The organism is uncultured Methanobrevibacter sp. (genome assembly GCF_902770715.1).
Classification (GTDB): Archaea; Methanobacteriota; Methanobacteria; order Methanobacteriales; family Methanobacteriaceae; genus Methanocatella.
In genome coordinates this window covers 1-14,908 of the sequence record NZ_CACXTS010000039.1, presented here as the reverse complement: position 1 = coordinate 14,908, position 14,908 = coordinate 1, and the positions used below count along the sequence as shown (strand labels likewise).

The 14,908-nt window shown below is 34.5% G+C and carries 15 protein-coding genes; 6 read left to right on the top strand and 9 right to left on the bottom strand.

Features of this window, described 5'->3' with window-relative positions:
- From QZU81_RS09400 to QZU81_RS09390, 3 genes are all read left to right on the top strand, one after another.
- Positions 1-1,853: Tex family protein (locus tag QZU81_RS09400; RefSeq protein ID WP_295591507.1), on the top strand; the 1,853-nt coding region annotated here is incomplete at its 5' end.
- A gap of 74 nt (positions 1,854-1,927) precedes the next feature.
- On the top strand, positions 1,928-2,962 hold the full coding sequence (purE, locus tag QZU81_RS09395; protein WP_295591505.1) for a 5-(carboxyamino)imidazole ribonucleotide mutase: 1,035 nt from the start codon (positions 1,928-1,930) through the stop codon (positions 2,960-2,962).
- Between the two features lie 7 nt (positions 2,963-2,969).
- Positions 2,970-4,226 (top strand): UbiD family decarboxylase, encoded by a 1,257-nt coding sequence (locus QZU81_RS09390; protein ID WP_292824252.1) that lies wholly within the window; start codon positions 2,970-2,972, stop codon positions 4,224-4,226.
- A 22-nt stretch (positions 4,227-4,248) separates the two neighbouring features.
- Here QZU81_RS09390 and amrS read toward each other — a convergent pair whose 3' ends face one another.
- The 5 genes from amrS to QZU81_RS09365 all read right to left on the bottom strand — a co-directional run bounded on the left by amrS (position 4,249) and on the right by QZU81_RS09365 (position 8,156).
- Positions 4,249-5,121 carry an AmmeMemoRadiSam system radical SAM enzyme gene (gene amrS, locus QZU81_RS09385; RefSeq protein ID WP_295591503.1) on the bottom strand — a complete coding sequence of 291 codons (873 nt, stop codon included), beginning with the start codon at positions 5,119-5,121 and terminating at the stop codon, positions 4,249-4,251.
- Positions 5,108-6,034 (bottom strand): thiamine-phosphate kinase, encoded by a 927-nt coding sequence (gene thiL, locus QZU81_RS09380; RefSeq protein ID WP_295591501.1) that lies wholly within the window; start codon positions 6,032-6,034, stop codon positions 5,108-5,110. The genes amrS and thiL overlap by 14 nt, the downstream gene beginning before the upstream one ends.
- A gap of 248 nt (positions 6,035-6,282) precedes the next feature.
- Complete coding sequence (gene cfbA / locus QZU81_RS09375; protein WP_295591509.1) at positions 6,283-6,780, bottom strand: sirohydrochlorin nickelochelatase; 498 nt, start codon at positions 6,778-6,780, stop codon at positions 6,283-6,285.
- A gap of 97 nt (positions 6,781-6,877) precedes the next feature.
- The gene (cfbA, locus tag QZU81_RS09370; protein WP_295591499.1) at positions 6,878-7,786 is read right to left on the bottom strand and encodes a sirohydrochlorin nickelochelatase; all 909 of its coding nucleotides are present in this window, start codon (positions 7,784-7,786) and stop codon (positions 6,878-6,880) included.
- Positions 7,758-8,156, bottom strand: a complete 399-nt coding sequence (locus QZU81_RS09365) for a Zn-ribbon domain-containing OB-fold protein (protein WP_292824264.1) — start codon at positions 8,154-8,156, stop codon at positions 7,758-7,760. Before QZU81_RS09365 ends, cfbA (QZU81_RS09370) begins: the two co-directional genes overlap by 29 nt.
- A gap of 172 nt (positions 8,157-8,328) precedes the next feature.
- On the opposite strand from QZU81_RS09365, the gene QZU81_RS09360 reads away from it, so the two are divergent.
- On the top strand, positions 8,329-9,267 hold the full coding sequence (locus QZU81_RS09360) for a hypothetical protein (protein ID WP_295591496.1): 939 nt from the start codon (positions 8,329-8,331) through the stop codon (positions 9,265-9,267).
- Positions 9,257-10,126: a hypothetical protein gene (locus tag QZU81_RS09355; RefSeq protein WP_295591494.1), complete on the top strand. Its 870-nt coding sequence runs from the start codon at positions 9,257-9,259 to the stop codon at positions 10,124-10,126. Before QZU81_RS09360 ends, QZU81_RS09355 begins: the two co-directional genes overlap by 11 nt.
- Here the strand turns inward: QZU81_RS09355 and QZU81_RS09350 are convergent.
- From QZU81_RS09350 to QZU81_RS09335, 4 genes are read right to left on the bottom strand one after another with little or no spacing between them, the layout of a single operon-like run.
- Positions 10,123-11,385 carry a magnesium transporter gene (locus QZU81_RS09350; RefSeq protein WP_295591492.1) on the bottom strand — a complete coding sequence of 421 codons (1,263 nt, stop codon included), beginning with the start codon at positions 11,383-11,385 and terminating at the stop codon, positions 10,123-10,125. The two genes, QZU81_RS09355 and QZU81_RS09350, sit on opposite strands and share 4 nt — an antisense overlap.
- 31 nt (positions 11,386-11,416) lie before the next feature.
- Positions 11,417-12,019, bottom strand: coding sequence for a potassium channel family protein (locus tag QZU81_RS09345; protein ID WP_292824275.1), 603 nt, complete (start codon positions 12,017-12,019; stop codon positions 11,417-11,419).
- A gap of 10 nt (positions 12,020-12,029) precedes the next feature.
- Entirely contained in the window at positions 12,030-13,103 is a 1,074-nt protein-coding gene (cobJ, locus tag QZU81_RS09340) for a precorrin-3B C(17)-methyltransferase (protein ID WP_295591490.1), read from the bottom strand.
- Between the two features lie 12 nt (positions 13,104-13,115).
- The gene (locus QZU81_RS09335) at positions 13,116-13,616 is read right to left on the bottom strand and encodes a hypothetical protein (RefSeq protein ID WP_292851260.1); all 501 of its coding nucleotides are present in this window, start codon (positions 13,614-13,616) and stop codon (positions 13,116-13,118) included.
- A 152-nt stretch (positions 13,617-13,768) separates the two neighbouring features.
- On the opposite strand from QZU81_RS09335, the gene QZU81_RS09330 reads away from it, so the two are divergent.
- The coding region (locus QZU81_RS09330) for a DNA polymerase II small subunit (protein WP_295591488.1) at positions 13,769-14,908 on the top strand (1,140 nt) is incomplete at its 3' end.

Below are 14,908 nucleotides of genomic sequence, written 5' to 3'. Positions count from 1 at the left end.
TCTACAGGCCTTACAAAAGCAAAAAACAGACAAGGGCTGAAAAAGCTCGACAAAAGGGTTTAGACCCTCTTGCTCAGATAATCCTAAAGCAGGAAGTCAGGACAAGAATTGAAGAGATTGCCAAAAAATACATTACGGATGAAGTGAAAACTCCCGAAGAGGCTATACAGGGCGCACAGGATATCATTGCAGAGGAAATTTCAGACAATTCCGATTTCAGAAAGAAAATCAGAGAAAATACTTTTTATACCGGCCAAATAGAAACAAAAGCCAAAGATAAAGATGCAACAACCGAATATGACATATATTACAATTACAGTGAAAACGTTAAAAGAATTCCCCCACATAGGATTCTGGCAATAAATAGGGCAGAAAAGGAAGGTGTAATTAAAGTAAAGATTGCCTGCGATGGTGATGATATTATCAGATATCTAAACAGGCATGTACTCAAAAATGTCTCCAAAATTCCAGAAAAGATAGAGTATAACCCTTATACAACACCAATCATCAAAAAATCTGTTGAGGATGCATATAAGCGATTAATTTCACCTGCAATAGAACGTGAAATCAGAAATTATATAACCGAAAAGGCCGAAGAAAAATCAATTGATGTGTTTGCAAAAAACTTAAATCAGCTGTTGATGGAAAGCCCTCTTATAGGAAAAACCATCCTGGGCTGGGATCCCGCCTTCAGAACAGGCTGTAAGCTGGCAATTATAGATGAAACAGGGAAAGTTTTAGATACTGAATTAATATATCCAACAGCACCACAGAATAAAGTGGAAGAATCAATAAGAACTGTCCGTGGCTTGATTGATAAATACAATATTAATGTAATAGCTATTGGAAATGGAACTGCTTCAAGAGAATCCGAGGAAATTGTAGCTGAAATAATTGAGGGAACAAACGTTGAATACATCATCGTTAACGAAGCTGGAGCGTCAGTTTATTCCGCTTCAGAGCTTGCTGATGAAGAGTTTCCAAACTTTTCAGAAGGTGAAAGAAGCGCAATTTCCATTGCAAGAAGATTACAAGACCCATTAGCCGAACTTGTAAAAATAGATCCAAAGTCAATCGGTGTCGGCCAGTATCAGCATGATATGAATCAGAAACACTTGAACGAATCACTGACAGGAGTCGTTGAAAAGGCCGTGAACGAAGTTGGAGTCGACCTCAATACAGCTTCGGTGAGCCTATTGAAATATGTTTCAGGCATCGGGAACACGACCGCTAAAAATATAATCAGTTATAGGGAAGAGAATGGAAGCTTCAATTCAAGGGATGAACTACTGAACGTTAAGAAACTTGGTAAAAAGACATATGAACAGTGCGCCGGTTTCATCAAAGTCGACAATCCTGAAAACCCCCTGGACAATACAACCATACATCCAGAATCATATGACACAACATTAAAGCTTTTGAAAAAATTGAATTATTCCGTTAATGATATTGGAAGTTCAAATCTAAAATTGGACAATATTAACATAGAAGAAGTTTCTCAAGAGCTGACCATCGGTCAAGAAACCCTAAAAGACATTATAAAAGAACTTAAAAAGCCTGGGCGTGACCCTCGTGAAGATATGCCTCAACCTATGCTTAGAAAAAACGTTTTGTCAATTGAAGATTTGGAAATAGGCATGATAATGCAGGGAACCGTTAGAAACATTGTTGATTTTGGCGCTTTTGTAGATATTGGAGTTCATCAAGACGGATTAGTTCACATATCTCAATTAGTTGCCGATAAGTTTGTAAAGCACCCTTTAGACATTGTCAGCGTGGGAGATATTGTCGATGTTAAAGTTTTGGATGTTGATTTAAAAAGAAATAGAATAAACTTATCAATGATACTTTAGAATTTTAATAACTTTATTAATGACTTTTAATATAATATTCTTATTTATAAATTATTTTTAGAAGGGATTATTTAATGATGCCAAAAATAATGATTATTCTTGGAAGTGGATCAGACATTGCTATTGCTGAAAAAAGTATGGATGTTTTAGATAAATTAGAAATACCTTACAGTTTAAAAATTGCATCAGCACACAGAACTCCAAATCTTGTTCGTGAAATTGTCAAACAGGGTACGGATGCAGGAATCAAAGTATTCATTGGGATTGCAGGTCTTGCTGCACATTTGCCTGGAGCTATTGCTGCACATACCCCAAGACCGGTTATTGGAGTTCCGGTTGATGTGAAAACCAGTGGAATTGACGCTTTGCAATCAATTGTTCAAATGCCTTATCCATCCCCAATATCTACAGTCGGAATCGATAGGGGAGATAATGCCGCAATATTGGCCGCCCAATTTATCGGAATACATGATGAGGAAGTGCGTCAAAAAGTAATAGCATTAAGAAAGCAATACGCTCAAAAGGTAATTGACAGCAATGAGGAAATCGTTCAGAAAATAGACAGACCATTTTTAAGAAATGACTTCCTAAGAATCAAAAATCTAAAAATTGAAGAAATTGAAGCTGATGAAGATGCTGAAGAATGCTGTAAAAACAAGGATGCTGAAGTTGCAATAATCGTTGGAAGGCAAAATGATGTTGTAAAGGCAAAAAAAGTATCAGTGGTCTTATCCAGACTTAAAATCTCACATGACATCAAAGTCGTCTGTCCTATTAGATCCACTAAAAAATTCACAAATTATGTAAAGTCCATGAAAAATGCTAAAGTATTCATTGGAATCAGTTCAAACTCATCACAGGTTACCGGAGGAATTGTCGGATTAACAGACAGGCCTGTGATTGGCGTACCATGTACCAATGAAAATGGTGATGATTATATGTTAACAACCGTCAGCATGCCTCCAGGAGCTCCTGTCGCTACGGTTGGAATAAATAATGGAAGCAATGCAGCAAATGCAGCAGTTCTCGCTGCGGAAATTCTTTCTATCAATAATCCAAATATTGTACAACTTCTTGATAAATTAAAAGATAAAAAAATTACCCTATAGTGATAGCATGAACATTAACGACGAAAACATTATTGAAATTACTGATGAACTTTCAGATGAATTTGAAGTAGCTAAAATATTGAGACAGCACCCTAAGGATACAGTTATTGTCAAAAATGTAAAGGGATTTGATATGCCTGTTATCTCCGGTATCTGCAATACCAGGGAAAAAATCGCAAAATCAATCAACTGTGAAGTCTCCGAAATAACACAGAAAATCATAGACGCTATGGAAAATCCGATTAAAGTAGATAAATTCACAGATTTCTCAGAATATGATAATTTAGATATTGATTTAAGCAAAATTCCAATTTTAACCCATTATACAAGGGATGGTGGAGCATACATTACTGCGGGTGTCGTATTTGCACGTGACCCAGTTACCGGAATTCAGAATGCTTCAATTCACAGAATGATGGTTCTTGACAATGAAAGATTGGTTATCAGAATCGTACCAAGAAACCTCTATACCTATTTCCAAAATGCCCAAAAGGCTGGTGAAGATTTGCAGATTGCAATTGCCATTGGAATGGACCCTGCAATCTTACTTGCAAGCACCACTTCAATACCTATTGACTACAATGAAATGGAAGTTGCTAATGCATTTAAAGATGGTGAATTGGAATTGATTAAATGCGGTGAACTTGAAGTTCCGCAGGCAGACATTATCCTGGAAGGAAAAATATCTGTTACAGAAACCGTTGCGGAAGGTCCATTTGTTGATTTGACTGATACATATGACATTATTCGTGACCAGCCTATAATCAACCTTGAAAAAATGCACATTAAAAAGGATAATCCTGCATACCATGCAATCCTTCCTGCCGGATTTGAACATAAATTGCTGCAAGGCCTACCGCAAGAGCCAAGAATTTTCAAAGCCGTCAAAAATGCTGTACCTACAGTCGAAAATGTTGTTTTAACTGAAGGTGGCTGCTGCTGGTTACATGCAGTTGTTTCAATTAACAAGCAAACTGAGGGCGATGGTAAAAACGCTATCATGGCAGCATTATCCGCACACCCTTCACTCAAGCACTGTACTGTAGTCGACACTGACGTTAATGTGTTTGACGCTGAAGATGTTGAATATGCAATAGCTACACGTGTCAAAGGTGACAGGGACATAATGATTGTTCCGAATGTGCGCGGTTCATCACTTGATCCTGTAGCTGAAAGTGACGGAACTACTACCAAAATTGGAGTAGATGCGACCAAATCACTTAAAACAATTGAAAAATTCGAAAGAGTTAGTTTTTCTGAATAACTAACTTTAAATTTACTTTTTTTTAAATATTTCCTAAATAAACATTATTGATTCCCTTATCCAAAGCTATTTCTTTTGCCTTAAACAGGATTTCGGGATTTGTCGGTGCAATATCATTCATTTTATAATATGGGAAGGCCCTTGAAAAATGCAATGGCACATCCGGACCTAACTCCCCAACTACAAAATCACATAATTCGGTGATTTCTTCAATTGAATCATTATAATCATTAATTATTAAATTAGTAATCTCTAGATGTTTTCCTTCCAAATAAACCCTTTTTAAATTGTCCAAAACAATGTCTAAATCTGCACCGCAAACTTTTTTATAAAAATCACTGGACATGGATTTCAAGTCTATATTAAATGCATCGACAAAACTCAAAACCTCTTTAAGTGATTTGTCTGAAAAATATCCATTGCTTACATAGATAACTTTCAGGTTATTTTGCCTTGCAAGTAAAGAAGTTTTTTTGGAGAAAGGTAAGTGTATAGTAGGTTCATTATAGGTCCAAGCAATTGACTTGCAATTATATCTAAGTGCATTTTCAACAATCGCTTCTGATGTTATTTTAATACCCCTTGAAAATTTATCAAATTCATGGGATATCATATAGTTCTGGCAGTGCAAACATGTCATGTTGCATCCAAAACCTCCGATTGAATATGTAAATGTTCCCGGCAAGAAATGATTTAAAGGCTTTTTTTCAACCGGATCTGGGCTTAATGATGAAACAATTCCATACGATTCATCAAATAGCTCGCCGTTGATGTTTTTATGCTGCCTACAAACTCCAGAATTACCGTCGGCTATTTTACAGTAATTTGCACAGATTTCACATCTGATTTTTTGTGTCTTTGAGCTTTTCTTATACAGGTCATTACTCACTAACATAATGTTCATAGCCCTTATTCTTAATTTCCTCGACAAAGCCATTCTCTAACGTAAGCTCAATGACATCCGAATCAGTGACAACACCTATAACCTTATGGTCGATTGGCAATTTTTCCAAATCTTCCTTTGAAATTGTAAACAGCAATTCAAAGTCTTCACCTACATGAAATACCAAATCCAAATAATCCAAGCCAAGTTCATCAGCAATCTGTTTGTATTCATCGGAAATACCTAAAAGTTCTTCATGAATCATAAATCCGAATCCACTTTTTTTGATTTCATACAGCTCACTTGCAAGCCCATCAGTAATATCCGTAGCTGAAGTTGCACCGTTTTCCTTTAATATTTGTCCTTCCTTAAGTCTAGCTTTTGGCTTAATTGCTTTTTTAGAATAAATATTGTCTGAAATCTCCAATTCAAAACCCAAAGCGGCAAGGCCAATGTCGCCTGTTACAGCTATTACATCACCCATCTCATAAGTGTCCCTCATTAATGGAGCATCACATAATCCCAAAGCCGTTCCGGATATAATAATTTCATCAGCTTCATTAGTATCACCACCAATCAGGGGAATAGAATAATAATCACAGGCTTTTAAAACGCCGTCAAGAATTTCTTTAAAGTCATCCAAAGCCAAATCCTTTGGAATTGCAATAGACAATAAAAAACCTAAAGGTTGGGCCCCCATGGCTGCAAGATCACTGACATTAGCTGTAACGGCTTTAAATCCCATATGGAAATATGACATTCCATCAGGAAAGTGCCTTGACTGGATTAGCATGTCTGTTGTAGAAATCAAATTTGTAGAATCGAATTCTGTAATGGCAGTGTCATCAGGAGTAATGCTCTTTGAATTTGAAATAATGTATCTTACTAGTTCTTTCTCACCAATATCAGAGACTTTAATGGTCATAAATATTAGTATGGATTTATGAATAAATAAATTTTAATATCAGAAATAAAAAAAGTATGGACTTAATTTAATAAGCCATTTCAATGTTTTATGCTTTATTAACGATTATTGTGCTGCTGATTTCAATAGCGTCATATTTACTGCCGCTATCGAATTTATAAATTACTTAATTATGAAAATACATAGAAAAGAAATATATTTTTTTAATTTTTTAGTAAAAAAAGAGAAAAAAATGAAAAGTTTTCAAATTATAAATAATCTGAAACTCTATCTTTAATAATTTCATACATACGTTTGTCAATTCCAAGAGGGTCGGTTAAAACGATTTCACCATCAAATTCAACCTCTTCCTCAACATGGTCATGATGGTGGTGATGATGGTGTCCATGATCATGGTCATGATCATCATGGTCATGCCCGTGATGATGGTGGTGATGACCAGATACCGCATCAGCGTCAAAATCACTTTCAATACCAAGAAGTCCCGGAATATCCCTTTTTGTATGCAATCCATGTGCAACAAAGACCGGAACAACAATAATCTTATCTAAATCATTTTCAGTGGATAATTTTTTAATTGTTTCAGGTATGCCCGGTTTTCTGATTTCCATGAATCCATATTCTACTGGTATTTCCGGAAATTCCTCTTCATACATTTCTTTATAAGCTTTAATTACCTCTTCACCATCATCCAATCTGGAACCGTGGCTTAAAAGTAAAATTCCTGTTTTATTATCAGACATAATTTATCATCCTTTAATAATCTATAATTAAGTTTTAAGTTAAATTCAGTTAAGTTATCTTGATTTAAAAATTTATCAAAAAAATATATGAAAAATATTATTATTTTTCATCAATCATCTTAGCTAAAATGTCAATTAAAATGTCATCTGCCTTAATTGGCTCCGGATAAAGAATTTCACCGTCAAAATTGACTGGAGTCAAGTCGTGCACATGATCATGGTCACCATGGCCATGGGAATGACTGTGTGAATGTTCATGCTCTTCAAGGAATCCCAAAATGTGTGGAATATCATGAGTTGTGTGCATTCCGGGTGCAATAAATACAGGAACAACAACTAATCTTTCCAAATCATTTTCATCAGCTAATTTATTAATAGATTCAGGGATGCTTGGACCGCACAATTCCATGAAACCAAAACTTGAAGGTAAGCTGCAATTCTTTTCAAATTTTTCATATAAGGCTGTTGCAAATTCCTTATTATAGTTTAATCTGGAACCATGGGTTACAAGCAGAATTCCAGTTTTTGCATCATCGCCTAATTTGGATTCTGCCAATGCTTCATTTATCCTTTTGTCAATAATGTCCAAAAGTTCATCTCTTGGTCCAATTGAACCTAATAATTCAATATCGCCATCAAAATCAACATCATCAGCTATTGATAGATAGTGTTCTGCAGGATAGTTTCCATCAGGACATCTTGGGTCGACTTCCAAAGGTTCAAGGCCTAACAGCTGCGGAATGTCAATGTTGGTGTGAATTCCTGGAGCTAAAAATACTGGAAGTGCAATGATTTTATTCAAACCGTCAACTTCTTCCTTTAATATTTCAACCGCTCCTGCGATGGTAGGCTCGGAAACTTTCATATATCCGATTTCAGTTGCTAAATCTGTTTTTTTGATGAATTTTTCTTTGATTTCAGTGAAAACTTCTTCAGCAAAAGGCAATGTACTGCCGTGGCTTACTAAAATAACAGCAGTATTATTTGATAACTTTGAATTTGTATCCATATGAGATTACTCCGTCTTCTCCATCCTCTCTAACTCTTCTAAATACCATCTCTACATCGTCGCCGATTTCGAGATTTTCTACATCACAATCCACCAATTGGGTGGTTAATTTTGCTCCTTCTTCAAGTTCAATAACAGCAACAGCATAAGGAGCTGATTTCTTAAAGTCATCAGGTGCTGATCTGATTACTGAAAAAGTGTGAATTTTACCTTTTCCTGAAAATTGGAATGGTTCAAGGTCTCCTTTTCTTCTACAATTAGGACAAACTACACGAGATGGGAAAAACAATTCACCACAAGTGTTACATTTAGAACCTATAAGATTATATCTTTGTTGTATATGACGCCATGTTCTTACAGTATCTGACATGCAAATCCTCCATATATTTTCTAATAAGTATAATTTATCTAAAATAATATAAATAAGTATTTTTTTTATTACTAATTTTGCAAATTTTTTAGATAAGTATTACATTATTGCACAAAATCATATCGTCGCACTTCAGCAATGAATTTATAAAATCACCACCAAATTTTTAAAAATGAAAATCGACTCTAAAGGCAATATAATTGTAGGAACAACCGCCATTTTGATTATAACATTACTATTTATTTGCATTTTTGTTGTAGCTTCAATAAATTACATTCAAAATGAAAACACGGACTCGCAAAGTAATGATAATTTCAGATATATTGTTGAAGATTACACGCAAAATCTGGAAATGCTGGAAAGGGAGGCAATAGATGGGGCAACACAAAAGGTCTTTAATGGATTGCCTGTGATAAATAGTGAAAACCAAATCAAGAAGAATTTAAATAAAATTTTGGATGAGAGAAACGAGGAATATGAAAACAAATATGATGTGAAAATCAATTCTGAAACATTATCTGTTGAAAATACGGATTCACCATGGAAATTGCTCTTTAAAGTTAAATTAAATATCGAAAAGGGTGACGAAAAATTTTCCAAAATCATTGAAAAGAACGCATCTGTTGAAGGATTGAGGGATCCTCTGCCAATAGCCAAGCTAACCGTATTGTCGGGAATTCTAACATATGACAATCAGATTCATTATAAAACCGCATTATCGGCCTATATGCTATTGCATCATTTAGACTCCCCGGAATCATATATCGAAGCAACAGCACCACTTTACATTAAAAAATGTCCATATGACCCCTATATTCATCACGGTGATTATGGAGTACTGGATGACTGCCTCAAAAACGGATATTTCCATGAAAGTGCGGATGGAAGCTGCTATCTCTGCCGTCTTGAAGGAAAAGGAAAATGCCCTCACTATGGCTTTGAAGTCTTTATCCAAACACACACTCCACTTAAAAACGAATCTTTGTCCTGTTCTGATCATGTCGTTTTTGCAGACCACTACAACGGTGAAAAAATAGACCCAGACGATTGGAACAGCTTAATTTTGGACTCTTCTCACAGAAAAAAATACGGGTTGATTGATGATGGATAGTAATGGAAACCTAATAATTGAAATTACAATAGCTGCCGTGATAATTTTGCTCATTTGCGGAGCGATTTTAACATCATTTGAAAGTACTACCAACAAAATTGTCAGTGCGCAGGAAAAGGAAAATATGGAGACCTTAATATCTGAAGTGGTTGACAATTTAATCAACAATCCTGGAATACCTGATAACTGGTTTGAAATAAGCAAAGGCACACCAGGTCTTGCAATTACTAATGAGGAGGGTGAAATCATTCCAAACAGCGTTTCGTATCAAAAGTTCATTGCTCTTGGTGAAAACTATAAAAAGCTGATGGATGAAAGATTATTCAAATCCAATATACACACATCACTTGAGCTAATACCGAAGAAGAGTACTGTTTCAAGTGTAAAAATAGGTTCGAATGATGATTCAAACGATGTCTATTCTGTCAACAGATTAGTGAAATGCGATTTTTATAAAAAATTTGTGATAAAGGACTTTAAAAATGAAGGGAAATGCAATCATAATCACGATCAAACAAAAACAAGCTGCAATTACTTTAAAGTATTTGAAGGAAATCTAAAAAGGACTGACTATTATCTATTGGTGGATGACAGTCAAAAATATGACCTTAAATATACTATAGGAACTACACGGGTCGTTAAGCAGATGCCCTGGGAAACCACAATGTCGGATTGCATTTACTTAAACAATAAGATTGAGTTTTATGATGACACCGATGCAATAGTTTTTATTCATTTCAATCAGCCGAAAGCTAAAGTAGTTTTGGTTGGCGTTCCAAAAAATTTTGATGAAGATAAGCTAGAATACGATTATTTTAGGACAAACGATTGTCAGCTGACACTTAAAGCCTGGTATTAAATAAAAAGACCAATTATTATCAATGAAACTGATATCAAAATCAGACTGGAGATTGAATCTGTCACACTTGTAGAAATTGGAATTACAATATTGTCCGGGTCCAAATTATGATTATATGAAACTGTTGAAATATAATAAACTACAACTACCATTATTGCAACCAAAATAATACCTGATAGTGTAGAAATTGGAATAATCTTATCAAATCCGATGCCCATTGTTCCAAACATCAATGAAGAGGACTCTGCAAGAATTCCAATGAATGGGAAAACAATGATAGCTAAAATAAAGCATATTGCAAAGTTATGTAGAGCTTCCCCTTCCGGCTTTCTTAGCGGTTCTACTAAACCAGAGTGAAGGCCTGAAGATAATCTTGCACCTAAAATACTAATTAAGCTTCCGCTTTCACCTGAAAATAGTGGAATCAATGTCAATAAGCTAGGATTTGTAAGTAATGTCTCTACAGAGCTGTTTAGAATTCCACCTGCTGAACCTCCTAAAAAGGAGCATAAAAGCAAAATTGGTGTGGATTGCTTTAATATGGTTCTTGTTTCATCGGACAGTCTGTAGCAGTATACAAAGCTTACAAAAACAGCTATTAATATTGCAACCAGAACAATATACTTAACAAGGACATCAACATCGATGAATCTTAAGATAAATGTTGAAGCTATAATTGCCGGAAGTGTAAATAAATCTCCAAATGCGGCTATAATAGGACTGGTAATGTTATCCGGATCCCAGCCATGTTCAAAGCTTTTAAATGATACAAACATTGTAATTGGAAGCATAATCAAATTGGAAATCAATCCTGCAATTGTACAAATCAATATAAAATCGATTATGTCCATTGAAGGGGAATGCAATATAATACAGAATATCTTAGCTACAACGCCTAAAAATATAGACAAAACAAGAGTTAAAACAAAAGATGAAAATATGTTATTGTTCAAATCTTGTGAAAATTCAAATTGAGGAGATATCAAACCGATGTGCAAGCTGGTAGATAATCTTGAGGCAAAAGAACCAAAAATATTTCCTCTCATACCAATAGCTCCAGGAATAACTACCAACAGTCCTGGAAATGTTTCAAGGAAAAAAGTCATTTTTCCGAGGATAATACCTGCTATCAAATCTCCTACTGCACAAATTAAAAGAGCGATTAATCCTTCTTTTATTATATAGTCATGTTCAGCGTAAAATTCAGAGAACGCTTGAGTAGATAGTGAACTGCGAATCTTCTTCTGTTTTTCTCTCACACGTATCACTACCCCTTTTCATTTTAATCACTCAGTCTAATTCTTCTTCTAATTCTTCTGGAATATCATCAAGTGAACAAGCTCCAGATGCTAATTTTTCAAGTAGGTCTGCACCTTCGTCTGTTCCTTTTAAAATTAATGTATCACCAGGTAAAATTGTAGTATTCTTATCAGGCCCATAAATCCAGGATGAACCTCTTCTAATTGAAATTACTCTCATACCGGTACGATTTACTAAAAGTAAATCTCCTAAAGTATTATTAGCTAATTCTGATTGCTCATCAACTGTAACTCTAACAATACTTTTATCGGATTCTTCCATAACCATTTTAAATACTGGATGTGGTTTAAATCCTGTGATAACTAAATCAGCCAAATCTTTTGCTGCATTTGCCATACTTTCTGTAGCTTCTGCAATCTCAAGCAAAGCTGTTAATTTTTCGGCATCTTCATATGACCTGGCAGCAACTAAGGATTCCTTTTTAATTTCATAATTCATTGCATTAACTTCATTTTCTAATGTAATTACTTCTTCAGCAGCAGTTTTACTATTGAAAAGTACTGCAGAATATGCCAAATCCACCATCAGTTCCGACATATTCTTCATTTCTATTAAAAGATTTTTAATTGACAATTAAATTACCTCATAAGTCATTTGGATTAACATGTAATAAACATGCCTTTCTAAGTTTAAGTAATGTTTTCTTTTTAGATTTTAAGTCATCAACTTCTTCTAAAATGTTTTCTAAAGGTTCTCTTAAGCATTCGACAGCTTCTTTTTGGTGCAACCACATGCATTCCTTACAGTTCCAAACATTTTTACCCTTAATCCAAGATCCTCCTGTGGCTGAGTCACCACAAGGATAAAACGGACAATAGCATAAATCACAGTATTGACCTTCAAAGTGGCATGGATAAAATTCACATTCTCGGTTTGGACCATGTGCAATTTCACCATTTAAGAATTTTTCATAATGATCTTGTGATAATTCATGAATTTTGGATCTTATTACATATCCTCTCGGTGTTACAAGCTTGCCGTCCTGAACATATGTTATGTCATTTCCGACAATCAATGTACAGGACATGTTAACGATGTCTTCAGTTAAATCCTTGATTTCAACGATTGTTGCCTTTGGAGGTTCATATGTACTATCAATTATACCAATCAATGCATCTTCACCTTTAATATCTAGAACAGCTTGTTTAAATCTTCTGAAAGGTTCCTTACGAGTTTTACTGATTGGGTTATAAATCGCAACAATTAAATTAGCTTCAAGAGCATATCTTAATTTTTTCTCAATTTCTGATAATGGAGTTAAGATATTGCTTAGGCTAATTGCTGCAAAGTCATGTAAAGGAGCTCCAAGATGACTTGATGCATAATTCAATGCAGAAACACCAGGATAAACCTTAATTTCAACACCATCATACTTGCTGACAATTTGATATAATACATTTGCCATTCCAAAGACCCCAGGATCTCCGGAACTAATTAATGAAACGGTTTGGCCTTCCAAACTTCTTTGAATTGCATATTCTGCTCTAGCTATCTCATCGCCCATACCCTTTTTAACAATTTCCTTGTCTTGAATCAAATCCTCAATCTGGTTAATGTATTTTTTATAACCGATTATTACGTCAGACTCTTCAATAGCTTTGACAGCACCTAAAGTCATGTTTTCTCTATTCTGGCCTATGCCTATTACATTAATCATATTATTATATCCTCACTTGTACAATTTTAAAACAGATGTAATTGTCATTTTATCCGTATCAACCATTAGTCCGTTTCCTCTATAAGTAGCGTCCGCAGATGCAATAATTTTATAGGAAGGGTCCTGACTAATGATAATCTGGCCTGATGTTGAATTAGGTGATGCATAACCTAAAGCTTCAATGGATACTGTGATATTCTTATTGCTTGTATCGTCACGAGTGGTTACATTCATTGAGTCAACATTGACACCATCAACTTTCGACATGTTTTCCATCTGCAATGCAACATCCTTTTTATTAGTAATATTTACAGGAGTAGGGTCCTTAATCAAAGCCTCATTTACGTTTTCAGGATTGAAAATGCTTGATATCTTCTGTATCTGCATATCAATCAAACCCTGAATGTTAGGGGCTTCAGAAGTTACAATAGTATAGGAACTGAAAAGACCTACTTCAAAAAATATAACAAATAAAATAATTATTAAAATTATTCGAACAATTTTATTCGCCATTTTATCACAATCATTATTTTACTATAATATGTAAATTTATATTTTAATATATAATAAAGATAACTAATATCTTAATTTTACATTCGAAAATAAATATTATAAAATAAAATTCTCAAAGTTTATTAACATAGAAAATTAAAATTTTAATTAATATGTCAACTAATAAAATTCTATTAAAATTTGCAAAAAAGGGAATCAACCTATCACCTGAAGCATATGACAAAGTTATTAATGCAGAAAATCCTGTAGATTTTGCATCTTCCTTAATAGTTAAATTGAAAGGTGATAAATTTTCATCAAAGGACTTGGTTTCTGTCAGTGGTGAAGTAATCGATGAAATTACTGGAAATAAGACCAAAAAAGACAATTCACAAAAGACATTAACAAGCGAAGAGCCTATTGAAGAAAAACCTGTTGAAAAGGAACCTAAAGTTGAAACACCACCAAAAAAAGAGTCCCTTTCTATTGATAATCTTAAAAAAGATACTGATTCTCCTGAAAAACATGTTAACAAAGAGATTTTAGAAGCATCTGAAACAATCAAGAATGAAAAAATTAAATTCAAAAGAAATGAACAAAAAACAAATGTTAAATATGATTTCAAAATCATTCAGGATACTTCTAAAAAATCATACACAAGCGGGGAGCTTGAAAACCTAATTGCTTACTTCAAAAGCAGATATGAAAAACTGTCAGTAATCCTGCAGAGAAGGCCCGAACTCAGAAACTTTACAAAAATAGCTGATATTGACGATTCACAGGAAAGTCTTACAATGATCTTGATGGTTCGCGAAATCAGATCCAGTAAGAATGGGCATAAAATCGTTGAATTTGAAGATGATACTGGAACAATCTCTGTTTTATTCTCAAACAAGAACGAAGAATTATTTGCTGAAGCTGAAAAGCTTGTAAAAGATGAAGTTATAGGAGTTATTGCCAATAAAAGCGATGATTCCAATTTTGCTTTTGGTCAGCAAATCATAAATCCAGGTGTTGTCAGAGTGCCTGAAAAAGAAATGGACTTCGGAATCGTATTTTTATCCGATGTTCACATTGGGAGCTTAACCTTCTTGGAGGATGCATTCCAAAGATTTATCGATTGGATAAACTGTGAATACGGTGATGAAGAGCAAAGAAGAGTTGCTGAAGACGTTAAATATCTTATTATCGGCGGAGATATTGTGGATGGAATCGGTGTATATCCAAACCAGGAAAAAGAATTGGCAATTAAGGATATCACAGAACAGTATAATGAAGCGGCCAGATTTTTAGGAAACATCAGAAGCGATATT

What these genes read in the sequence shown, in the direction of transcription:
- purE (WP_295591505.1), top strand. Translation starts at nt 1,928, where the DNA reads ATGATGCCAAAAATAATGATTATTCTTGGAAGTGGATCAGACATTGCT.
- QZU81_RS09390 (WP_292824252.1), top strand. Translation starts at nt 2,970, where the DNA reads ATGAACATTAACGACGAAAACATTATTGAAATTACTGATGAACTTTCA.
- amrS (WP_295591503.1), bottom strand. Translation starts at nt 5,121, where the DNA reads ATGTTAGTGAGTAATGACCTGTATAAGAAAAGCTCAAAGACACAAAAA.
- thiL (WP_295591501.1), bottom strand. Translation starts at nt 6,034, where the DNA reads ATGACCATTAAAGTCTCTGATATTGGTGAGAAAGAACTAGTAAGATAC.
- cfbA (WP_295591499.1), bottom strand. Translation starts at nt 7,786, where the DNA reads ATGGATACAAATTCAAAGTTATCAAATAATACTGCTGTTATTTTAGTA.
- QZU81_RS09365 (WP_292824264.1), bottom strand. Translation starts at nt 8,156, where the DNA reads ATGTCAGATACTGTAAGAACATGGCGTCATATACAACAAAGATATAAT.
- QZU81_RS09360 (WP_295591496.1), top strand. Translation starts at nt 8,329, where the DNA reads ATGAAAATCGACTCTAAAGGCAATATAATTGTAGGAACAACCGCCATT.
- QZU81_RS09355 (WP_295591494.1), top strand. Translation starts at nt 9,257, where the DNA reads ATGATGGATAGTAATGGAAACCTAATAATTGAAATTACAATAGCTGCC.
- cobJ (WP_295591490.1), bottom strand. Translation starts at nt 13,103, where the DNA reads ATGATTAATGTAATAGGCATAGGCCAGAATAGAGAAAACATGACTTTA.
- QZU81_RS09335 (WP_292851260.1), bottom strand. Translation starts at nt 13,616, where the DNA reads ATGGCGAATAAAATTGTTCGAATAATTTTAATAATTATTTTATTTGTT.